This window comes from Amycolatopsis sp. cg9 (assembly GCF_041346945.1).
Lineage (GTDB): Bacteria > Actinomycetota > Actinomycetes > Mycobacteriales > Pseudonocardiaceae > Amycolatopsis.
Window position 1 is genome coordinate 1,552,285 of sequence record NZ_CP166850.1, and the last position, 20,675, is coordinate 1,572,959.

19 protein-coding genes are annotated in these 20,675 nt (G+C 71.0%); 16 read left to right on the top strand and 3 right to left on the bottom strand.

Features of this window, described 5'->3' with window-relative positions; all coding sequences use genetic code 11:
- Positions 1-92: 92 nt before the first annotated feature.
- The 8 genes from AB5J73_RS06990 to AB5J73_RS07025 all read left to right on the top strand — a co-directional run bounded on the left by AB5J73_RS06990 (position 93) and on the right by AB5J73_RS07025 (position 9,572).
- The gene (locus AB5J73_RS06990; RefSeq protein ID WP_370968883.1) at positions 93-1,721 is read left to right on the top strand and encodes a long-chain fatty acid--CoA ligase; all 1,629 of its coding nucleotides are present in this window, start codon (positions 93-95) and stop codon (positions 1,719-1,721) included.
- 100 nt (positions 1,722-1,821) lie between these two features.
- Positions 1,822-3,108: an ABC transporter substrate-binding protein gene (locus tag AB5J73_RS06995; protein ID WP_370968884.1), complete on the top strand. Its 1,287-nt coding sequence runs from the start codon at positions 1,822-1,824 to the stop codon at positions 3,106-3,108.
- The gene (locus AB5J73_RS07000) at positions 3,105-4,001 is read left to right on the top strand and encodes a carbohydrate ABC transporter permease (RefSeq protein ID WP_370968885.1); all 897 of its coding nucleotides are present in this window, start codon (positions 3,105-3,107) and stop codon (positions 3,999-4,001) included. Before AB5J73_RS06995 ends, AB5J73_RS07000 begins: the two co-directional genes overlap by 4 nt.
- Positions 3,998-4,813, top strand: coding sequence for a carbohydrate ABC transporter permease (locus AB5J73_RS07005; protein ID WP_370968886.1), 816 nt, complete (start codon positions 3,998-4,000; stop codon positions 4,811-4,813). Before AB5J73_RS07000 ends, AB5J73_RS07005 begins: the two co-directional genes overlap by 4 nt.
- A 441-nt stretch (positions 4,814-5,254) precedes the next feature.
- Positions 5,255-5,836: a TetR/AcrR family transcriptional regulator C-terminal domain-containing protein gene (locus tag AB5J73_RS07010; RefSeq protein WP_370968887.1), complete on the top strand. Its 582-nt coding sequence runs from the start codon at positions 5,255-5,257 to the stop codon at positions 5,834-5,836.
- Positions 5,837-6,067: 231 nt separating this feature from the next.
- On the top strand, positions 6,068-7,792 hold the full coding sequence (locus AB5J73_RS07015) for a TIGR03767 family metallophosphoesterase (RefSeq protein WP_370968888.1): 1,725 nt from the start codon (positions 6,068-6,070) through the stop codon (positions 7,790-7,792).
- A gap of 53 nt (positions 7,793-7,845) precedes the next feature.
- Entirely contained in the window at positions 7,846-8,247 is a 402-nt protein-coding gene (locus AB5J73_RS07020; RefSeq protein ID WP_370968889.1) for a PaaI family thioesterase, read from the top strand.
- Between the two features lie 71 nt (positions 8,248-8,318).
- Complete coding sequence (locus AB5J73_RS07025) at positions 8,319-9,572, top strand: peptidase C39 family protein (protein WP_370968890.1); 1,254 nt, start codon at positions 8,319-8,321, stop codon at positions 9,570-9,572.
- A gap of 56 nt (positions 9,573-9,628) precedes the next feature.
- Here the strand turns inward: AB5J73_RS07025 and AB5J73_RS07030 are convergent, their stop codons facing one another.
- On the bottom strand, positions 9,629-10,078 hold the full coding sequence (locus AB5J73_RS07030; RefSeq protein ID WP_370968891.1) for a carboxymuconolactone decarboxylase family protein: 450 nt from the start codon (positions 10,076-10,078) through the stop codon (positions 9,629-9,631).
- A gap of 77 nt (positions 10,079-10,155) precedes the next feature.
- Between AB5J73_RS07030 and AB5J73_RS07035 the strand changes: the two genes are divergently transcribed.
- The 3 genes from AB5J73_RS07035 (at position 10,156) to AB5J73_RS07045 (ending at position 12,850) form a co-directional block, all read left to right on the top strand.
- On the top strand, positions 10,156-10,995 hold the full coding sequence (locus AB5J73_RS07035; protein ID WP_370968892.1) for a sigma-70 family RNA polymerase sigma factor: 840 nt from the start codon (positions 10,156-10,158) through the stop codon (positions 10,993-10,995).
- 137 nt (positions 10,996-11,132) lie between these two features.
- A complete protein-coding gene (locus tag AB5J73_RS07040) occupies positions 11,133-12,230 on the top strand; it encodes an S-(hydroxymethyl)mycothiol dehydrogenase (protein ID WP_370968893.1) in 1,098 nt (365 codons plus the stop codon).
- Positions 12,231-12,295: 65 nt separating this feature from the next.
- Positions 12,296-12,850 (top strand): gamma-glutamylcyclotransferase family protein, encoded by a 555-nt coding sequence (locus AB5J73_RS07045; RefSeq protein WP_370968894.1) that lies wholly within the window; start codon positions 12,296-12,298, stop codon positions 12,848-12,850.
- Here the strand turns inward: AB5J73_RS07045 and AB5J73_RS07050 are convergent.
- Positions 12,828-14,447: an FAD-binding oxidoreductase gene (locus AB5J73_RS07050; RefSeq protein ID WP_370968895.1), complete on the bottom strand. Its 1,620-nt coding sequence runs from the start codon at positions 14,445-14,447 to the stop codon at positions 12,828-12,830. The two genes, AB5J73_RS07045 and AB5J73_RS07050, sit on opposite strands and share 23 nt — an antisense overlap.
- Positions 14,448-14,544: 97 nt before the next feature.
- On the opposite strand from AB5J73_RS07050, the gene AB5J73_RS07055 reads away from it, so the two are divergent.
- From AB5J73_RS07055 to AB5J73_RS07075, 5 genes are all read left to right on the top strand, one after another.
- On the top strand, positions 14,545-15,108 hold the full coding sequence (locus AB5J73_RS07055) for a TetR/AcrR family transcriptional regulator (protein ID WP_370972976.1): 564 nt from the start codon (positions 14,545-14,547) through the stop codon (positions 15,106-15,108).
- Positions 15,105-16,646, top strand: coding sequence for a glycerol-3-phosphate dehydrogenase/oxidase (locus AB5J73_RS07060; protein WP_370968896.1), 1,542 nt, complete (start codon positions 15,105-15,107; stop codon positions 16,644-16,646). The genes AB5J73_RS07055 and AB5J73_RS07060 overlap by 4 nt, the downstream gene beginning before the upstream one ends.
- A gap of 70 nt (positions 16,647-16,716) precedes the next feature.
- On the top strand, positions 16,717-17,628 hold the full coding sequence (locus AB5J73_RS07065) for an ABC transporter ATP-binding protein (RefSeq protein ID WP_370968897.1): 912 nt from the start codon (positions 16,717-16,719) through the stop codon (positions 17,626-17,628).
- The gene (locus tag AB5J73_RS07070; RefSeq protein ID WP_370968898.1) at positions 17,625-18,815 is read left to right on the top strand and encodes an ABC transporter permease; all 1,191 of its coding nucleotides are present in this window, start codon (positions 17,625-17,627) and stop codon (positions 18,813-18,815) included. Before AB5J73_RS07065 ends, AB5J73_RS07070 begins: the two co-directional genes overlap by 4 nt.
- The gene (locus AB5J73_RS07075) at positions 18,808-19,296 is read left to right on the top strand and encodes a GNAT family N-acetyltransferase (protein ID WP_370968899.1); all 489 of its coding nucleotides are present in this window, start codon (positions 18,808-18,810) and stop codon (positions 19,294-19,296) included. The genes AB5J73_RS07070 and AB5J73_RS07075 overlap by 8 nt, the downstream gene beginning before the upstream one ends.
- Here AB5J73_RS07075 and AB5J73_RS07080 read toward each other — a convergent pair.
- Positions 19,286-20,632: a deoxyribodipyrimidine photo-lyase gene (locus tag AB5J73_RS07080; RefSeq protein ID WP_370968900.1), complete on the bottom strand. Its 1,347-nt coding sequence runs from the start codon at positions 20,630-20,632 to the stop codon at positions 19,286-19,288. The genes AB5J73_RS07075 and AB5J73_RS07080 overlap by 11 nt on opposite strands.
- Between the last annotated feature and the right edge of the window lie 43 nt (positions 20,633-20,675).

The following is a 20,675-nucleotide window of genomic DNA, read 5'->3' on the forward strand; positions in this document are numbered from 1 at the left end:
ACGGAGCCGTTGTTGACCATGCCCGCTTCACCCGATCCGCACTAGAGTCGGCGCAACCCCAGTTCACCGGCGAACGACCCCCGGGAGCGACCATGTTGAGCACCATGCAGGACGGCCAGCTGTCGCTGGCGACCCTGCTCCGCCACGGCACGTCGGTGCACTCGGCGAGCGAAGTCATCACCTGGACCGGTTCAGAAGCCCGGCGCGAGAGCTACGGCGAGCTCGGCCGCAACGCCGCCCGCCTCGCGAACGCGCTCCGGAGCCTCGGCGTCACCGGCGACCAGCGCGTCGGCACGTTCATGTGGAACAACGCCGAGCACCTGGCGGCCTACCTGGCCGTCCCGGCGATGGGCGCCGTGCTGCACACCCTGAACATCCGGCTCTTCCCCGAGCAGCTGACGTTCGTCGCCAACCACGCCGAGGACCAGGTCGTCATCGTCGACGGCACGCTCGTCCCGCTGCTGGCCAAGCAGCTGCCCGAGTTCAAGACCGTCCGGCACGTCATCGTGGCCAACGGCGACGCGGCGTCGCTTCAAGCACCGGACGGCGTCCAGGTGCACGCCTACGCCGAGCTGCTGGCCGCCCAGCCGGACACCTTCGACTGGCCGGAAGTGGACGAGCGCTCCGCCGCCGCGATGTGCTACACCTCGGGCACGACGGGTGACCCCAAGGGCGTCGCCTATTCACACCGCTCGATCTGGCTGCACTCGATGCAGGTCTGCATGAGCGACAGCATGAACCTCGCGCAGAGCGACAAGGCGCTGGCCATCGTGCCGCAGTTCCACGCGATGGCGTGGGGCCTGCCGTACGCGGCGCTGATGGTCGGCGCGTCGCTGGTGATGCCGGACCGCTTCCTCCAGCCGGCCCCGCTCGCGGCGCTGCTCGCGGCCGAGAAGCCGACGTTCGCCGGCGCGGTCCCGACCGTCTGGCAGGGCCTGCTCGCCCACCTCGAAGCACACCCGCAGGACATCTCCCACCTGCGCGAAGTCGTCGTCGGCGGGTCGGCGGTGCCGCCGTCGCTGATGCACGCGTTCCAGGAGAAGCACAAGGTGTCGATCCTGCACGCGTGGGGCATGACCGAGACGTCGCCGCTGGGCAGCGTCGCCCGCCCGCCGGCGTCCGCGACCGGTGACGAGGCCTGGCGCTACCGCTACACGCAGGGCCGCTTCCCGGCGTCCGTCACCGCGCGGCTGATCGACGACGACGGCACGGTGCTGCCCTGGGACAACGAGGCCGTCGGCGAGCTCGAGGTCCAGGGCCCCTGGATCGCCGGCTCGTACTACGGCGGTTCGCAGGTCGACCCGGACAAGTTCCACGACGGCTGGCTGCGCACCGGTGACGTCGGCAAGATCAGCGCCGACGGCTACCTGACCCTGACCGACCGCGCCAAGGACGTCATCAAGTCCGGCGGCGAGTGGATCTCCTCGGTCGACCTGGAGAACCAGGTCATGGGCCACCCGGCGGTGGCCGAGGCCGCGGTCGTCGGCATCCCGGACGAGAAGTGGGACGAGCGGCCGCTGGTCGCCGTCGTGCTCAAGGAGGGGCAGACCGCCACACCGGAAGAGCTGCGCGACTTCCTGAGCGACAAGGTCGCGAAGTGGCAGCTGCCGGAGAACTGGACGTTCGTGGACGAAGTCCCCAAGACGAGCGTCGGCAAGTTCGACAAGAAGCGGATCCGCGCGTCCTACTCCGAGGGAAAGCTCGACATCGCCCAGCTCTAACGGGTAAATCTCCGGCGAGTCTTCATGCCTCTGAAGGCCACCATGAGGGAACCTAACGCCCTCATGGTGGCCTTCAGAGCACGTCGGAGGGGTTCTGGGGATGCATAACAGGCGCAAGTTCTTGGCGTTGGCGGGTGCGGGCGCGCTGACCGCGGCGTGCGGGTCGAACACCGGGCGGCAGGGTGACCCGCCGCCCTCGACGGCGTACTCGGCGGGGCCGCCGCCGTCGGACGCCCCGAAGGTCACGCTCCAGCAGTGGTACCACGCCTACGGCGAGGACGGCGTCCAGGAAGCCGTGAAGCGGTACGCCGCGAGCTACCCCGGCGCGACCGTGAACGTGCAGTGGAACCCCGGCGACTACGACTCCAAGATCGTCACCGCGCTGCAGAACAGCAAGGTGCCGGACGTCTTCGAGGCGCAGGTCAAGATCGACTGGGTGCGGCAGAACCAGGTGGTCTCGCTCGACGACGTCATCGCGCCGGTGAAGGGCGACTTCAGCCCGGCCGTGCTGGCCGCGCAGACCGTCGAGGGCAAGGTCTACGGCATCCCGCAGGCCACCGACACGCAGGTGCTCTTCTACCGCAAGAGCCTGCTGCAGGCCGCCGGCGTGCAGCCGCCGCAGACGGTCGACGAGCTGATCGACGCGGCGGCGAAGCTGACGAAGGATGGCATCAAGGGCCTCTTCGCCGGCAACGACGGCGGCGTCGGCGTGCTCACCGGCCCGCTGCTGTGGTCGGCGGGCCTCGACTACCTCAAGAACGGCAACCGCGAGGTCGGCTTCGACGACCCGCGCGCGGCGACCGCGCTGGGCAAGCTGCACACGCTCAACACCAACGGTTCCCTGCTGCTCGGCGCGCCGGCCGACTGGTCGGACCCCGGCGCGTTCGTCGACGGGCTCGCCGCGATGCAGTGGACCGGGCTGTGGAACGTGCCGAAGATCCGCTCGGCGTTCGACGACGACTTCGGCGTGCTCCCGTTCCCCAAGCTGGACGGCAGCGGGGCGCCGTCGGTGCCGGTCGGCGCGTACGGCGCGATGGTCAACGCCAAGAGCGAGCACGTCGCCGAGGCCAAGGCGTTCGTGAAGTGGCTGTGGATCGACCAGACGCAGAACCAGCTCGAATTCGCGACGAAGTTCGGCTTCCACGTGCCGGCCCGCCAAAGCCTGATCGACCGCGCGGACAACCTCAAGAACGGCCCGGCCGCCGACGCGGCCCGGTTCGTCAAGGAGAACAGCCACCTCGTCGGCGGTCCGGTGTGGACGCAGCAGGCGAACACGGCGCTGTCCGACGCGGCCGCGAAGATCGCCAAGGAGGGCGCGGACCCGGCGGCCCAGGTCAAGACGGCGGTCGAGGTGGCGAAGGCCGAGCTGAAGCGCCTGTTCGGATGAAGCGGCGCGACACGCGCGCGTTCTGGCTGTTCGTCGGGCCGTTCCTGCTGGGGCTGGCGATCTTCGCGTACCTGCCGATCGGCTGGAGCGCGTACCTTTCGTTCTTCGACGCGCGGAACACCGTGACCCCGACGGACTTCGTCGGGCTGGACAACTACGGGCACATGCTCACCGACGAGCCGTTCCTGTCGAGCCTGGGCACGTTCAGCGTGTTCGCGGTCTTCATCGTGCCGCTGACGTTCGTGCTGTCGCTGGCGCTCGCGCTCGGCGTCAACCAGCTGCGGTTCGCGCGCGCGTTCTTCCGTTCGGTGTTCTTCCTGCCGTTCGCGTGCTCGTACGTCGTGGCGTCGCTGATCTGGAAGACGTCGTTGTTCTCGGGTGTCCGATACGGACTGGCGAACACGGTGCTTTCGGTCTTCGGGGTGGACCCGGTGGCGTGGACCGGGACGGTGCACCCGCCGCTGTACTGGATCGTGCTGGTGACGGCCCGGTTGTGGCTGCAGCTGGGCTTCTACATGATCCTGTTCATCGCGGCGCTGCAACGGATCCCGCAGCACCTCTACGAAGCGGCGTGGCTCGACGGCGCGAAGCCGGGCTGGCAGGTCTTCCGGTACGTGACGCTCCCGCAGCTGCGCTCGACGGCGGTGGCGGTGCTGCTGCTGAACCTGATCAACGCCTACCAGGCGTTCGACGAGTTCTACAACATCATGGGCGACAGCCGCGGCTACCCGCCCTTCGCCCGGCCGCCCCTGGTCTACCTCTACTACACGTCGCTGGGCTCCGGCGGCCAGGACCTCGGCCGCGGCAGCGCGGGCGCGGTGATCCTGGCGCTGATCATCGCGCTCGTCACCCTGGTGCAGGGCCGGGTGCTGCGCTTCGGGAGGACGGCATGAGGGCGTTCCTCCGCTGGGCCGCCTTGATCGTGGCGGCGGTCCTGTTCCTGCTGCCCTTCTACCTGTTGCTGCGCAACGGCTTGGCGTCCCGGGCCGAGATCACCGCTCCCGAGTGGACGTTCTTCCCGTCCACGGTGCACTGGGAGAACTTCTCGAAGCTGTTCTCCTCGGACGACGTCCCGTTCGCCGGGAGCCTGCTCAACTCGGCGATCGTGGCGGTGCTGCAGACGGCCGGCCTGCTGGTGCTCTGCTCCCTGGCCGGCTACGGCCTGGCGCGGATCCCGTACCGCCACGCCAAGATCGTGTTCTACGCGGTGCTGGCGACCCTGATGATCCCGACGTCGGTGACGTTCGTGCCGAGCTTCGTGGTGGTTTCGTCACTGGGCTGGCTGTCGGACTTCCGCGGCCTGGTGATCCCCGGGCTGTTCAGCGCGTTCAGCGTGTTCCTGTTCCGCCAGTACTTCCTGGACTTCCCGCGCGAGCTGGAGGAAGCCGGGCGGGTGGACGGGCTCACCCGCTGGGGCGTGTTCTGGCGGATCGTGGTGCCGAATTCGAAGGGGTTCTTCGCGGCGATCGCGGTCATCACGGTGATCGGCAGCTGGAACGCGTTCCTGTGGCCGCTGATCATCGCCCAGTCGCCGGATTCGTGGACGGTCCAGGTGGCGCTGTCGGGGTTGCTGACGGCGCAGAACCCGCAGCTGAACCTGCTGTTCCTGGCGGCGGCGGTGTCAATCCTGCCGATCGTGCTGCTGTTCGCGTTCCTGCAGCGGTACCTCGTGCGCGGCGTGACCGAGTCCGGCCTGACGGGCTGAACCGCCACCACAGCAGGGCCGGCGTCAGCACGAGCGCGCCGCCGTCGGTGACCACCGAGGGCAGCAGGCCCGGCCAGCCGTACAGGTCGAGCGTCGCCCGCCACACCGACGGCGGGATCGCGAACACGCCCGCCGCCTGGGTCGCGTTCACCGCCAGGACCAGCCAGAACACCCACCTTCGACCGGTCAAGGCCAGTAGCCCCAGGAGGTTCCCGGCCAGGTAGACGTCTCCGACCAGCCTCAGCCCCGTCAGGAAGCCGTCCGACGGCGGCGCGCCGGCCAGGACAGCCGCGCGCGCCACCAGGTCGTGGTCGATCACCACGAAGTTCTGCAGTGCCGTGCCGATCGCGAAAAGCAGCGAGCACCCCGCTGTCCACCACCGCATCCCGAGCCCCCTCTATCAGCGATAGAGACCAATCTATCACTGATAGAGTGCGCCGGGTGCCGCTCGACCGCCGTCAGATCACCGAAGCCGCCCTCGAACTCCTCGACGAGGCCGGGCTCGCCGAGCTGAGCACGCGACGGCTCGCCGCCAGGCTCGGCGTCAGCTCGCCGACGCTGTACTGGCACGTCAAGGACAAAGCGCAGCTCCTCGACCTGCTCGCCGAAGCCGTCTGCGAGGACGCGTTCGACATCGACGGGACGCGGGATTGGCGCGGACAGCTCGAGCAGGGTCTGCACCAGTTCCGCGCGCTCCTGCTGAGGCACCGCGACGCCGCGACCCTGCTCCGGGACCGCCTGCCGGGGCCGAACCGCCTCGCCCACATCGAAACGACGTGCCGGATCCTCCTCGAAGCCGGCTTCACGCCCGAGGACACCGCGGGCATCGCCCGGCTGCTCACCGCGCACGTCTTCGCGTCGGCCGAGACGCCCGCGCGGCCGGATCCCGAGTTCCAGCGCCGGCTGGACGGCTTCCCCGCGGTCAAGGCCCTCGGTCCGGCGTTCGCCCGCACCAGCGCCGACGACCTGTTCGCCCTCGGCACCGAAGTCATCCTGGACGGTCTCGCCGCGCGGCGGAAATGACCACGACCTTCGGCGGTACACCCACCTCGACGCCCGTGACAGGGTAGCTCGAAATGTCACGTTCACCGCCCGGTCACCGACGTCCGGCACGGTGCTGGCAACCGAGAAGACTGGGGAGCGACTGTGCCGATCGTTCCCCAATCCGGCCACAGTCACGGCCGAATGATTGCGCAGCAACGGTTGCGTACCGCTCGAAGGTCGGCCTACTTTTGGCCGGATTGGGGAACAACCATGGCCGAACTCACCCGGCGCACCGTCGCCACCGCGGGCGCCGCCGGTCTCGGGCTCCTGCTCTGCACGCCCACCGCGAACGCCCTCGACCGCGCCCTGCGGCTCACCGGCACGCGGTCGGTCAGCACCACCGGCACCACGCTCGAGCAGGTCGCGACGGCGTCGGGCACCGGCTACTCGCGGCTGTCCGCGGGCCCGGGCTGGCCCCTGGTCGTCCGGAGCGACCTCGCCGCGCCGCAGAGCGGCCGCGACGACCGCCGCCGCGCGCTCAGCGCCTTCGTGCAGTTCACCGACCTGCACATCACCGACACCGAAAGCCCCGCGCGGTTCGAGTACCTGCACCCCTTCATCGGCTCCGCGCACCGGCCGCAGGAAGCGCTCGGCACCGTGGCCACCAGCGCGCTGGTCGAGCGCGTCAACAGCGTGCGGCAGGGCCCGTTCACCGGGCGGCCGTTCGACCTGATGGTCACCACCGGCGACAACACCGACAACCACGAGCTGATCGAGCTCGACTGGTTCCTCAAGGTCCTCAACGGCGGCACCGTCACCCCGGGCTCCGGCGACCCGAACGCCTACGAAGGCGTCCAGAGCTCGGGCAACAAGGAGTACTGGAACCCCTCGATCCCGGGCGTCGGCGACGACTACTCGGCCAAGGGCTTCCCGCAGCTGCCGGGCCTGCTCGAAGCGGCCATGAAGACGTTCACCGCGCCGGGCCTCGACGTGCCGTGGTTCTGCACCTTCGGCAACCACGACGACAGCATCGTCGGCTCGCTGCCGGCCCGGATCCCCGGCATCGACGCCTGGTACACCGGCAAGTACAAGGTCATCGGCAAGGACGAGACCACCGCGAAGAAGCTCGCCGACGCCATCAAGAAGCCGGGTTCGAGCATCCCGGTCGCCGAGCTGTTCGGCGGTTCCGGCACCATCCGCGAGATCACGCCGGACGCGCGGCGCCGCCCGTTCAGCACCGGCGAGTTCGTCCGCGCGCACCTGGATGCGGCCAACACCGGGCCCGGCCCGGCCGGCCACGGCTTCACCAGCGCCAACGCCGACGGCAAGAACGTCTACTACACGTTCCGGATCGCCCCGGGCATCACCGGGATCAGCCTCGACACGACCACCGACGCCGGGTTCGCGGACGGCTCGATCGGGCTGGCGCAGTACTCCTGGGTGGAGTCGACGCTCAAGCGCAACAGCTCGGCGTACTACGACTTCTTCGGCCGCAAGGTCACCCACGCCGTCACCGACGAGCTGTTCATCCTGTTCAGCCACCACACCAGCGGCTCGATGGGCAACCTGCTGCCGGACTCGCGTCACCTGCTCGACCCGCGCCTGGACGGCAACGCGTTCGTCGCACTGCTCAAGCGGTTCCCGAACGTGCTGGCCTGGGTCAACGGCCACACGCACCGCAACCAGATCACGGCGCACGCCGGGAACACCCCGCAGCAGGGCTTATGGGAGATCAACACCGCGTCGCACGTCGACTTCCCGCAGCACGCCCGGATCGTCGAGGTCGCGGACAACGCCGACGGCACGTTGTCGCTGTTCACGACGTTGATCGAGGCGGAGGCGCCGTACGCGGTGGACTACGGCGCCCGGACCCCGCAAGCGCTTGCGTCGCTGTACCGCGAACTGTCCTACAACGACATCCACACCGACCCGGGCCGCGTCGGCGCAAGCGGGGACCACAACACCGAGCTGCTGCTGGTCAACCCGCTGTCCTGACGTTACGTCGGAGGTAATCGCCCCGCGGCGGGCTTTCGGGCAAGCTGCGGGGCATGACCGATCCCGAGGGCACGCAGCTCTTCCACCGCTCCATGCCGTTCTCCGAGCGCCTCGGCGTCGAGGTGCTGGAACACGGGCGCGCGCTCGTCCGCAGCCGGCTGAAGTGGGACGAGAGCCTCTGCACGCTCGGTGGCGCGCTGCACGGGGGTGCGCTCATGGCGCTGGCCGACTCGACCGGGGCCGTGTGCGCGTTCCTCAACCTGCCTGAAGGCGGGCAGGGCACGACCACCGTCGAGTCGAAGACGAACTTCCTGCGCGCGGTGCGTTCGGGCTACGCCGTTGCGTCGTCCAGACCACTGCACGCCGGGCGCAAGTTCGTCGTGGTGGAGACGGAGATCCACGACGACGAGGGCAAGTTGGTCGCGAAAGTGACACAGACGCAGGCCGTCCTGTAGGTACCTGTTTACATACCTCGCCGGACCGGCGAAAATCCTCGCCTACTGGGTGGGTCGAGCGAGGAGCCGCGATGCGGGTACGCAGTCTGTTCACATTGTTGTCGGTTGTCGTGCTGACAGCCGTAACCGTTCAGGTCGCCGAAGCGGGGCCGCGCGACGACGAAGCCGTCGACTACCACGAGTGGACCGGCGGCCGCTTCCACGAAGGCGACTTCGCCGGGCTCGCGCTGACCCGGGACGGCCTGCGCATCACCCGCCCGATCGGCACCGTGCAGCACACCGAGCCGGAGCTCGGCACGACGCGGACGTACGAGTACAGCCAGTGGACGTCGCCCTCGTACCGGCAGGGCTTCGGCGCGACGCAGCTGGTCGCGTCCTGGAACGCAAAGACGCCGGCCAAGACGTGGCTGCAGGTCGAGGCGCAGGGCCGGACGTCGGCGGGCGCCGAAACCGGGTGGTACGTGATGGGCCGCTGGGCCAGCGGGGACGCCGATGTCCTCCGCACCAGCGTCGACGGCCAGGACGACGCGAACGCGCTGGTGGACGTCGACACGCTGGTCACGAAGGCCGGGGTGACGCTGAAGTCGTACAAGCTGCGGATCAGCCTCTACCGCGAAGCCGGCTCGGGCGCGACGCCGTCGGTGTCGCTGCTGGGCGCGATGACGTCCGCGGTGCCGGACCGCTTCGAGGTGCAGCCGACGAAGCCGGGCCGCGCCACCGGGATCGAACTGAAGGTGCCCACCTACGCGCAGAACCTCCACAAGGGACAGTTCCCGCAGTACGGCGGGGGCGGCGAGGCGTGGTGCAGCCCGACGTCGACCGAGATGGTGGCCGAGTACTGGGGCAAGAAGCCGTCCGCCGAGGAGATGTCGTGGATCCCGGCCGACTACGTCGACCCGCAGGTGGCGTTCGCGGCGCGCTACACCTACGACCACGCCTACGACGGCACCGGGAACTGGCCGTTCAACACCGCCTACGCGGCGTCGCGCGGGTTGAAGGGCCACATCACGCGGCTGCACTCGCTGAACGAGCTGGAGGGCTACATCGCCCGCGGCATCCCGGTGATCACGTCGCAGTCGTTCCTCGCTTCGGAGCTGGACGGCGCCGGCTACGGGACGGCGGGCCACATCATGGTCGTCGTCGGGTTCACGAAGGACGGCGACGTGATCGCCAACGACCCGGCGGCCAGCAGCAACGACCGCGTCCGGAACGTCTACAAGCGCGACCAGTTCGAGAAGATCTGGCAGCGGACCAAGCGCTACCGCGCGGACGGCACGGTGGCGGGCGGCCCCGGCGGCATCGCGTACATCATCACCCCCGCCTGATGTTCGCGAAGGCCACCTTCAGGAACCCTACGTTCCTGAAGGTGGCCTTCACGGCTTCACCAGGTCTTGCCGGCCTGCTCCCGGATCGCGCGGTTGATCCGGTTGAAGAAGCCGGTGAGCGCGATGTTCAGGACGATCGCCGACAGCTGCTTGTCGTCGAAGTGCACGGCGGCGGCCGCCCAGATCTCGTCGGTGACGCCGGGCCGGCCGTCCTGGATCCGCGTCGCGGCTTCGGTCAGCGCGAGCACCGCCCGCTCCGGCTCGGTGAAGAACGGCGTCTCGCGCCAGGTGACGACGTTGTGCAGCCGTTCGTCGGTTTCCCCCTGCCGCTTCGCCGACGCGACACCCGCGAAGACGCACGGGCTGCAGCCGTTGATCTGACTGGCCCGCAGGTGGACCAGTTCGAGCAGCAGCGGGTCGACCCCGGCGCCGTGCACCGCCTTGAACAGCTGCTGGACCGCGCCGACCACCTCGGGGCTGCTCTCGCTCGTCAGCCGTGCTTCCATCGTTTCCTCCATCGGTTACCTGTGCCCCTCCGGGCTCGTCACCACCACGACGGAGCCGGACCGAGGAAGGTAACGACATGCCCGACACGCTGGCCGAAGCGTTCGAAGCCCGGCGCGAGCGCCTGCTCGCGGTGGCGCACCGCCTGCTCGGGTCGCACGCCGACGCCGAGGACGCGGTCCAGGAGGCCTGGCTGCGCCTGTCCCGCCAGGACGCGGCGGCCATCGAAAACCTCGACGGCTGGCTGACCACGGTGGTCGGCCGGATCAGCCTGGACGTCCTGCGCTCGCGCAAGTCCCGCCCCGAGTCCCCGTACGACGAGATCGTGGTGGCGATCGACGACGGCACCGAGGACGTCGCCCGCGCCGACTCGGTGGGCTTGGCGCTGCTGGTGGTCCTCGAGTCGCTGGGGCCCGCCGAGCGGCTGGCGTTCGTGCTGCACGACCTGTTCGCGGTGCCGTTCGAGGAGCTCGGCCGCATCCTGGGCAAGTCCGCGGGAGCGACGAAGATGCTGGCCAGCCGCGCCCGCCGCAAGGTGCGGGCCGCGGACCGGCCGCCGGCGGCGGGAGGTTCCTCGCAGCGCGAAGTGGTCCAGGCGTTCCTGCGCGCGGCCCACGACGGCGACTTCGAGAGCTTGCTGCGGGTCCTCGACCCGGACGTCCAGCTGACGGTGGACACCCCGGGCGGCGTGGTGGTGGTACTGGGCGCGACGAAGGTGGCGGCGGGCGCCCAGTTCGGCGCGGCGTCCGACGGGAGCGCGGTGCTGGTCGGCGGGCTGCCGGGCGTGGTGGCGTGGCGCGGGGACGGATCGCCGTTGTCGGTGGTGGCGTTCGTGGTCGCGGACGGCCGGGTCACCGGCATCGCCGCGGTGGCCGACCCGGCGCGGCTGGCGTCGATGACGCTGCCGGAGCCGTCATGACATCCACCACCGCAGTTGCGGAGGGCGCAACTTGTTGCGTGATCGCCACCGAACCTCACTCATGCGGATGTCGCCATCTCCGCGTGATCCGTGATTAGCTGCGGGCAGGACCAGCAGGAGCCGGAAGGTGGATTCGCATGCCGTACGAGGTGCAGGGGGTCGTTTCGCGGGCGAAGGGCGAACTCGTCTCGCTCGAAACCGTCGTCGTGCCCGATCCCGGGCCCGGCGAGGCCGTCGTGAACGTGCAGGCCTGCGGGGTCTGCCACACCGACCTGCACTACCGCGAAGGCGGGATCAACGACGACTTCCCGTTCCTGCTCGGCCACGAAGCCGCCGGTGTCGTGGAAGCCGTCGGGGACGGCGTCACCGATCTCGAGCCCGGTGACTACGTCATCCTCAACTGGCGCGCGGTCTGCGGCACCTGCCGGGCCTGCAAGCGCGGCAAGCCGTGGTACTGCTTCGCCACCTTCAACGCCGCCCAGCCGATGACGCTGGCCGACGGCACCAAGCTGTCGCCCGCGCTCGGCGTCGGCGCCTTCCTCGAGAAGACGCTCGTCCACAGCGGACAGTGCACCAAGGTCGACCGCGAAGCCGAACCCGCCGTCGCCGGGCTGCTCGGCTGCGGGGTCATGGCCGGGCTCGGCGCCGCCATCAACACCGGCGCCGTCACGCGCGGGGACTCGGTCGCCGTGATCGGCTGCGGCGGCGTCGGGGACGCCGCCATCGCGGGCGCGAAGCTGGCCGGCGCCACGACGATCGTCGCGATCGACATGGACGACCGGAAGCTGGACTGGGCCAAGGACTTCGGCGCCACCCACACGGTGAACAGCCGGGGCCTTTCCGAAGCGCAGGTCGTCGAAGCCATGCAGGACGCGACGAACTCCTTCGGCCCGGACGTCGTCATCGACGCGGTCGGCCGCCCCGAAACCTGGCGCCAGGCGTTCTACGGGCGCGACCTCGCCGGCACCGTCGTGCTGGTCGGCGTGCCGACGCCGGACATGCGGCTGAACGACCTGCCGCTGATCGACTTCTTCTCGCGCGGCGGCTCGCTGAAGTCGTCCTGGTACGGCGACTGCCTGCCCAGCCGCGACTTCCCGATGCTCGTCGACCTCTACCTGCAGGGCCGGCTGCCGCTGGACAAGTTCGTCACCGAACGGATCGGCGTCGACGGCGTCGAGCAGTCCTTCGAGCGGATGCACCGCGGCGAGGTCCTGCGCAGCGTGGTGACGTTCTGACCCTCTTCACCGACGACGAGTACCCGGCCGAGCCCTACCCCGGGTCGCGGCCGGGCTACTCGTTCGTGCACTTCGACGGGGTCGGGCACCCGCTCGACACCGCACCCGACGGCTGGCGGGACCGGCTGGCCGTGCTGGCGTACGGCTCGAACGCGAACCCGTCGAAGATCAGCTGGCTGCGCGCGCGGCTCGGGCTCGAAGGCCCGGTCGTGGTGGCGCACGCGCGCTGCGCCGGGCTCGCCGCGGTGTGGGCCGCCGGGTTCCGCGTGGTCGACGACCAGCGGCCGGCCACCATCACCGCGCTGGACGGCGTCGAGGAGCACGCCGTCTGGTTCGTGACGCCGGACCAGCTGGCGGTGCTCGACCGCTGCGAGGGCCGCGGCACCCGCTACCACCTGGCCCGGCTGACCGAACCCGACGTCACCCTCGAAGACGGCACCCGGCTGACCGAGGTGCACACCTACGTCGGCGCCGCGCCGATCCGCTACCCCCTGCTGGTGGACGGCGAGCCGGTGCGCACCACCGACGTCCCGCAGGCCGAAGCGGCGGCGCTCGAAGGCGTCGCCGCGGACGGCCACGGCGTGCCGTGCGAAGTGCTCAGACCAGTTTCCCCGGGTTGAGGATCCCGGTCGGGTCCACCGCGGACTTCGCCGCCCGCAGCACTTCCACGCCCAGCGAGCCGATTTCCGCGCTCAGGTAGGGCGCGTGGTCGACGCCGACCGCGTGGTGGTGGGAGATCGTGCCGAGCCCGGTGATCGCCTCGCACGCCGCCGCCTTCGCGCGCTGCCACTGGCCGACCGGGTCGGCTTCGTCGCGGGCCGTCAGCACCGTGAAGTACAGCGACGCGCCGGTTTCGTACGCGTGCGAAATGTGGCACATCACGATCGCCGGGCCGAGCGACGCCGTCAGCGCGGCGCGGACGTCGTCGCGCAGTTCGTCCACATTGGACCAGTAGGCCGCGGTTTCCAGCGTCTCGACGCAGATCCCCCGGTCCAGCAGCGCGTCGCGCTGGCGGGGTCCGGCGAACCGGCCGTGACGCCAGGACTCGCCGAGCGCCTTGCCGACGCGCACCGCGCCCAGCGCCTTCAGCCGGCGCGTGGTCTCGCGGCGGCGCACCGCGACGTCGTGCGCGGTGCCTTCCCAGCCGACGATGAGGAAGCATGGCCGCCGCACCCCGCGCGCGGCGAGGTAGCGGCGCAGCGCCCCCGTCTTGAGACCCGCGTTCAGCGCCAGCGAAACCTCGGTTTCGTCCACATCGGACAGCCGGGTGACGTCGGCGAGCGCGTGGTGCTGCGCGAGGTCGCGGACCGCCTCGCGGCCGGCTCCCCAGCCGGGCAGCGCGTACCCCTCGTACCGGCGGACCGCCGGTGCCGGCCGCACCCGCAGCGCGACCTCGGTGATCACGCCGAGCGCCCCTTCGCTGCCGATCGCGAGCTGGCGCAGGTCCGGCCCGGCGGCAGACGCGGGCGCCACGCCGAGCTTCCACTCGCCGCGCGGGGTCGCCAGCCGCACGCCGGTGACCATGTCCTCGAACCGCCCGTAGCCCGACGAGGCCTGGCCGGCCGAGCGCGTCGCCGCGAAGCCGCCGATCGTGGCCCGCTCCCACGACTGCGGGATGTGCCCGAGCGTCAGGCCGTGCTCGCCGAGGAGGCGCTCGGCTTCGGGCCCGCGGACGCCGGCCTGCAGCACGGCGATGCGCGACTCGGCGTCGACCGACACCAGCGCGTCGAGCCGGACGAGGTCGAGCGCGATCACCGACGCCTTGTCGCCGCGCAGCGCCGCGACGCCGCCGACCACCGACGTGCCGCCGCCGAACGGGACGACGCCGATGTCGTGCCGGACGCACGCGTCGAGCACCGACTGGACCTCGTCGGCGTCGGCGGGGAGCACGACCGCGTCGGGCACCGGGAACGCCACCGCTGCCGACCGGCGCCGCAGCAGGTCGAGGTAGGACAGCCCGGTCGCCCTCGCCAGCCGCGCCGCGTCGTCCACCAGCACGTTCTCCGCGCCGACCACTTCCGACAACGCGTCGGCTGCAGATTCGTCCAGTTTCCGTGACGGTATTTCCACCGGCAATTCGCTCGCCGGGGCAGCACCGGGGGCCACTTGGCCGATACGCTGTTCAAGCCACTTGGCCGCTCGCGCGGGCAGCTGGGCGGCATCGGCGGCTTCCGCGGTCCAGGACCGGCGGAGACGGTGGTCAATGAGCGCGTTCACGACTACAGTGTGACATATGGACGTGAAACGTCACACCACGCAGACGGCGGGACCCTCCGCGCTCGCGGACACCCGCAGCCGTCAGACGGCGACCAGAGTGGCCGATGACGTGCTGCTCGACGCCGCGCGCTCGTGCGTGCTGGCCGTCGGTGTGCGCCGCACCACACTCGCCGAAATCGCCCGCACCGCCCGCGTCAGCCGCATGACGGTCTACCGCCGCTTCCCCGACGTCCGCAGCGTGCTCGCGGCGCTGATGACCCGCGAGTTCAGCGGGCTGCTGCGCACGGCGAGCGAGCGCGGCGCCGACGCCGCGGACAGCCGCGAGCGGCTCGTGCTCATCGCTTCGGCCGGCGTCCGCGCGCTGTCGGCCGACCCGCTGTTCCGCACGCTCCTCGACGTCGACCCCGAGCTCGTGCTGCCGTACATCGTCGAGCGGCTGGGCGCGACCCAGAAGTTCGCCGAGCAGGCGATGCACCAGCTCCTGGCGGCCGGCCACCAGGACGGCTCGATCCGGCGCGCCCCGGTCGCGGCCCAGTCCCGGGCGGTGCTGCTGGTGGTCCAGTCGTTCGCGTTCTCGCTGCGGCCCGCGACCGCGGACGTCGACGAAGCGGCGCTGCTGGCGGAATTCACGCACGTGCTCGACGCGGCTTTGAAGCCGTGACGTCCGGCTCCCTCAACGCGCGCCGCCGCGACCGCGAACTCACCGAGCTGGCCTCGGGCGAGCGCGTCGACGTCGTCGTGGTCGGCGGCGGCGTCACCGGCACGGGCATCGCACTGGACGCGGCTTCCCGCGGGCTGTCGGTGGCGCTGGTGGAAGCGCACGACCTCGCGTTCGGGACTTCGCGCTGGTCTTCGAAGCTCGTGCACGGCGGCCTGCGGTACCTGGCGCACGGGGAGCTGGGCCTGGCGCACGAAAGCGCTGTCGAGCGGGGCATCATGATGACGCGGACCGCGCCGCACCTGACGCGCGCGATGCCGCAGCTGTTCCCGTTGTACCCCAGCACTTCCCGGGCCCAGCAGGCGCTGGTGGCCGCCGGGCTCCGGGCGGGCGACGCGCTCCGCCGGGCGGCGCGCACGCCGTCGTCGGTGCTGCCGCGGCCGCGGACCATCCCTCCCGTCGAAGCGCTGGCGCTGGCTCCGGGGCTTTCCGCGCACGGGCTGCGCGGCGCCCTCTTGGCCTACGACGGCGCACTGGTCGACGACGCCCGGCTGGTGGTTTCCCTGGCCCGCACGGCGGCGTCGTTCGGCGCGCGAATCCTGACGCGCCTGTCGGCTTCGTCGCTCTCGGCGGACCGGGTCGCGGTCGTCGACGGCGTTTCGGGCGACTCGTTCGACATCCACGCGCGCCAGGTGATCAACGCGACGGGCGTGTGGGCGGGCACCCTGACCGGCTCGGTGCGCCTGCGGCCGTCGCTCGGTTCGCACCTGGTGCTCGCGCCGGGGACGGTGCCGATGGGCACGACGTCGGTCAACATCGGCGTGCCCGGCGAGACCAACCGGTTCGTCTTCCTGCTCCCCCAGCCCGACGGGCGGGTCTACCTGGGACTCACGGACGAGCCGGTCTCGGGTTCGATCCCCGACGTGCCGACGGTCCCCGAGTCCGATGTGGACTTCCTGCTGTCGCTGGCTTCCTCGGTGCTCTCGCGGCCGCTGACCCGGGCGGACGTGGCGGGTTCGTACGCCGGGTTGCGGCCGCTGGTCGAAGGCAGCGGCGGGCGGTCGGCGGACCTGTCCCGCAAGCACGCCGTGCTGGCCGGTGCCGACGGGTTGCTGACCGTGGTCGGCGGCAAGCTGACCACTTACCGCCGGATGGCGGAGGACGCCGTCGACGCGGCGATCCGCCTGGCCGGCCTCCCCGTTTCACCGTGCCGGACGGCGCGGTTGCCTTTGCTGGGCGCGGCTCCGCGCCCGGAGCTGTCCCTTGTGGACGCTCCGGCGCGGCTGGTGGCGCGGTACGGGACCGAGGCCCCGCGCGTGGCGGCGCTGGGCGAACTGGACGCGGAGTTCGCGGCGCCGGTGGCACCCGGCACCGGGATCACGGCGGCGGAGGTCGTGTGGGCGGTCCGCAACGAGGGGGCGCTGGACGTCTCGGACGTGCTGGAGCGCCGCACGCGGCTGGCGTTGGTCCCGGCGGACGCGGAAGCCGCGCGGGCCCGGGTCGCGGAACTCGTCGACAAGTCGCTGGCCGGACTCGCCTGAGCGTGGTGACCAGCCCCACGCCGACCATCCGACGAGCTTGCCGGGCGTTCGCGTGGCTTAGGGTGAGGACATGACCGAGGGGACGCTGGAGATCGACGGGATCTCCAAGCGCTACGGCACGAAGGTCGCGCTGGACGGCGTCTCGTTCGACGTCCGCGCCGGGGAGCTGTTCGGCTTCGTCGGCAGCAACGGGGCCGGGAAGACCACGACGATGCGGATCGCGCTGGGGGTGCTCGCCGCCGACGGCGGGGAGGTGCGCTTCGACGGCAGGCCGGTCACGCACGAGGCCCGCACGCACATCGGTTACATGCCGGAGGAACGCGGCCTGTACCCGAAGATGAAGGTGCTGGACCAGCTGGTCTACCTCGCCGAGCTGCACGGTCTCGGCACCAACGAGGCCCACCGCAACGCCGAGGCGTGGATCACCCGGCTCGGGCTGGCCGAGCGCCGCAAGGACGAGGTGCAGAAGCTCAGCCTCGGCAACCAGCAGCGCGTCCAGCTGGCCGCGGCCCTGGTGCACGACCCGGCCGTGCTGGTGCTCGACGAGCCGTTCTCCGGCCTCGACCCCCTCGCCGTCGACGTGATGAGCGGGGTGCTGCGGGAAAAGGCCGCCGCCGGCGTGCCCGTGGTGTTCTCCAGCCACCAGCTCGACCTCGTCGAACGGCTCTGCGACCGGGTCGGGATCATCCGCGGGGGCCGGATGGTCGCCGTCGGCGCGGTTGCCGAACTGACCGCGGGCGCGAGCAGCAAGCTCGTGGTCACCGCGCCGGCCGCGCGCCCCGGCTGGGCCGCGGGCCTGCCCGGGGTGCGGGTCGCCGAGGACCACGGCGCCACCACCGTGCTCGACCTCGACCCGGGCGCCGACGACCAGGCCGTGCTCGCCGCGGCGCTGGCCACCGGACCGGTCACCGAGTTCAGCCGCCGTCGCCGCTCGCTGACCGAGCTGTTCCGCGACGCGGTGGCCGAAGAGGGGGGACGATGAAGACGTTGAGCGGACGGCGGGCCGTCTGGCTGGTGCTGAAGCGCGAGCTGAACACGCGGCTGCGCACGCGGTCGTTCGTGATCGGCACCGCGGTGCTGCTGGTGCTGCTGCTCGGCTACGTCGGGTTCCAGACCGCGCTGGCCGGCTCGTCGGACAAGAGCACGGTGGGGCTGACCGGGCAGGCGACCGGGATCGCCAAGCAGCTGCAGGTCGCCGCCGCGCAGTCCGGGCGCCAGGTCGAAACGGTCACCGTCACCGATCCGGCCGAGGGCAGGCAGGCGGTCGAGAACGGCGATCTCGACGCGCTCGTCTCGGGCAGCGCGGCGAAGCTGACCGCCACGTACAAGTCCGCTTTGGACGACCAGCTGCGCCGGGTGCTCGATCAGGTCGCCCAGCAGCAGGTGCTCGACGGCGTCCTGTCGTCCGCACAGCTCGAACCGGCCGTCGTGATGGCGCAGGTGAACAGCACCCACGTGCAGGACGACGCCCTCTCGCCCGAACCCGCCGACCACACGCAGCGGCTGGTCCTCGGCCTGATCGTCGCGTTCCTGCTCTACATGAGCATCATCACCTACGGGATGATGGTCGCCCAGGGCGTGGTCGAGGAGAAGTCGAGCCGGGTCGTGGAGCTGCTGCTCGCCAGCGTCCGGCCGTGGCAGCTGTTGCTGGGCAAGGTGATCGGCATCGGCCTGGTCGGCCTGACCCAGCTGGTGGTCCTCGGCGCGGTGGGCCTGCTGGCCGCGACGGTGACCGGCGTGTTCACCCTGTCCGGCTTCGCGACCGGCGCGGTGCTGTGGGGTTTGCTCTGGTACCTGCTCGGTTTCCTGTTGTACGCCACGATCTACGGCGCGCTCGGCTCGCTCGTGTCGCGGCAGGAAGACACGCAGTCGGTCGTCGGGCCGCTGAACATCATCCTCGTCATCGGGTTCGTGGCGGGCTTCAACCTGCTGCTGCAGGACCCCTCGGGCACGGCGGTGAAGGTCGTCTCGCTGGTCCCGCTGCTGTCCCCGATCCTGATGCCGGCCCGGATTTCCACCGGCGCGGCGGCGGGCTGGGAGATCGGGCTGTCGCTCGCGCTGACGCTGGCGTCCGTCGCGCTGCTGACCTGGCTGGGCGGCAAGATCTACGGCAACAGCGTCCTGCGCATCGGCAGCCGCATCAAGCTTTCGGAGGCCCTGCGTGGCTGATGTGCGGACGGCCGGGCCGGACGACGTCGCGGCGATCGTCCGGTTCGGCGAGACGCACATCCGGCCGCACTACGCACCGCTGATCGGCGCGGCCGCCGCGGACGCGCAGGTCCGCGACTGGTGGAACGAACCGCACCTCGCCGCGGCGGTGGCCGCCGGGCGGGTGGTCGTCGCCGATGACGAAGGCGGGCTCTCGGGCGTCGGGCAGCGTGGCCACGACGGGACCGACCACGTCGTCTACAAGCTCTACGTCCATCCCGAGCACCGCGGCCGCGGGCTCGGCCCGCGGTTGCTCGACGCCCTGGTCCGGCAGCTGCCCGCCGGTACCGGGCGCCTCTGCCTCGAACATTTCGCGGCCAACGAGCGGGCCGGCGCGTTCTACGAGCGCGAGGGCTTCACCGTGGACCGGGTCGAGCCGAGCGCCACCGGCGATCCCCGGCTCGCCATCGTGTGGCGCGCCCGGCCGCTGATCACGACGTGATCTTCCCGTAGCGCTCCAAGGAAACCTGGCGCTCGTGGGCGTGGTCGACCATGGGCTCCGGGTACTCCGCCGGCCGGTCCTTCAGCTTGTGCACCGCCTTGCCCTGGACCGGCCGCAGCTCCGGCACGTACTTCCGCACGTAGTCGCCGTTCGGGTCGAACTTCTCCCCCTGCGTCGTCGGGTTGAAGATCCGGAAGTACGGCGCCGCGTCGGTGCCGCAGCCCGCGACCCACTGCCAGTTCAGCTGGTTCGACGCCAGGTCGCCGTCCACGAGGTGCTTCATGAAGTGGCGCGCGCCCAGCCACCACGGCAGGTGCAGGTCCTTCACCAGGAAGCTCGCGACGACCATCCGCACCCGGTTGTGCATCCAGCCCTCGGCCAGCAGCTGCCGCATCCCCGCGTCGACGATCGGGTAGCCCGTCTTGCCCGCGCACCACCGCTCGAACGCCTCGGGGTCGGTGTCGTGCTTCATCCCGTCGAACCGCTTGTCGTAGTTCTTCCGCGCGGTTTCCGGCCGGTGCCACAGGACGTCGGCGTGGAACTCGCGCCAGCAGATCTCGCTGCGCAACGACTTCGCGCCGACGCGGTCGTCACCCGCCAGGTCCGCCAGGACGGTCCGCGGGTGGATGCACCCCCAGCGCAGGTACGGCGACAGCCGCGTGGTGCCCTCGCGGTCCGGGCGGTCGCGATCGGAGTCGTAGGTCTCGATGCCGTCGTCGAGGAACTCGTGCCAGACGTCGAGCGCGGCCTGCTCGCCCGGCTCGGGCAGGGTCGCGGAAACCTTGGGCGCCTTGGGTATCTTCAGCGAACGCGGCGGTTCCACCCAGTCCACAAGGGACGGTCCGGTGTCCGCGGGCGAGTGCCAGCCGCGCGCGGTCCAGGCGCGGTAGAACGGCGTGAAGACGCGGTAGGGATCGCCGTCCGGCTTGGTGACCCGGCCCGGCGTCACGGCATACGGGGAGCCCGTCTCGACCCAGTCGATGCCCTGCTCGGCCAACGCCTTCGCGACCTCGGCGTCCCGGCGGCGGCCGTACGGGCCGGTGTCGGCGCTGACGTGCACGGCGGCCGCGCCGATCTTCTTCGCGGCCTTCACGACCTCCGCCGCCGGCTCGCCGCGCACGAGCATCAGCCGGCCGCCGAGCTGCTCGTCCAGCTTCTCCAGGCAGCCGTACATGAAGGCCTCACGGGCGGCGCCGGACGGCTTGATGAGCGCCTCGTCGAGGACGTACAACGCGAGCACGTGCTTGCTGTGCTTCGACGCTTCGAGCAGGGCGGCGTGGTCGCCCAGCCGCAGGTCGCGGCGGAACCACAGGACGACGGGTGCTTCTTTGGTCACGCCGCACAACGATAAGCGCCCCGCCGTGCGGGTGCACGGCGGG

What these genes read in the sequence shown, in the direction of transcription:
- AB5J73_RS06990 (WP_370968883.1), top strand. Translation starts at nt 93, where the DNA reads ATGTTGAGCACCATGCAGGACGGCCAGCTGTCGCTGGCGACCCTGCTC.
- AB5J73_RS06995 (WP_370968884.1), top strand. Translation starts at nt 1,822, where the DNA reads ATGCATAACAGGCGCAAGTTCTTGGCGTTGGCGGGTGCGGGCGCGCTG.
- AB5J73_RS07000 (WP_370968885.1), top strand. Translation starts at nt 3,105, where the DNA reads ATGAAGCGGCGCGACACGCGCGCGTTCTGGCTGTTCGTCGGGCCGTTC.
- AB5J73_RS07005 (WP_370968886.1), top strand. Translation starts at nt 3,998, where the DNA reads ATGAGGGCGTTCCTCCGCTGGGCCGCCTTGATCGTGGCGGCGGTCCTG.
- AB5J73_RS07015 (WP_370968888.1), top strand. Translation starts at nt 6,068, where the DNA reads ATGGCCGAACTCACCCGGCGCACCGTCGCCACCGCGGGCGCCGCCGGT.
- AB5J73_RS07020 (WP_370968889.1), top strand. Translation starts at nt 7,846, where the DNA reads ATGACCGATCCCGAGGGCACGCAGCTCTTCCACCGCTCCATGCCGTTC.
- AB5J73_RS07025 (WP_370968890.1), top strand. Translation starts at nt 8,319, where the DNA reads ATGCGGGTACGCAGTCTGTTCACATTGTTGTCGGTTGTCGTGCTGACA.
- AB5J73_RS07030 (WP_370968891.1), bottom strand. Translation starts at nt 10,078, where the DNA reads ATGGAAGCACGGCTGACGAGCGAGAGCAGCCCCGAGGTGGTCGGCGCG.
- AB5J73_RS07035 (WP_370968892.1), top strand. Translation starts at nt 10,156, where the DNA reads ATGCCCGACACGCTGGCCGAAGCGTTCGAAGCCCGGCGCGAGCGCCTG.
- AB5J73_RS07040 (WP_370968893.1), top strand. Translation starts at nt 11,133, where the DNA reads ATGCCGTACGAGGTGCAGGGGGTCGTTTCGCGGGCGAAGGGCGAACTC.
- AB5J73_RS07065 (WP_370968897.1), top strand. Translation starts at nt 16,717, where the DNA reads ATGACCGAGGGGACGCTGGAGATCGACGGGATCTCCAAGCGCTACGGC.
- AB5J73_RS07070 (WP_370968898.1), top strand. Translation starts at nt 17,625, where the DNA reads ATGAAGACGTTGAGCGGACGGCGGGCCGTCTGGCTGGTGCTGAAGCGC.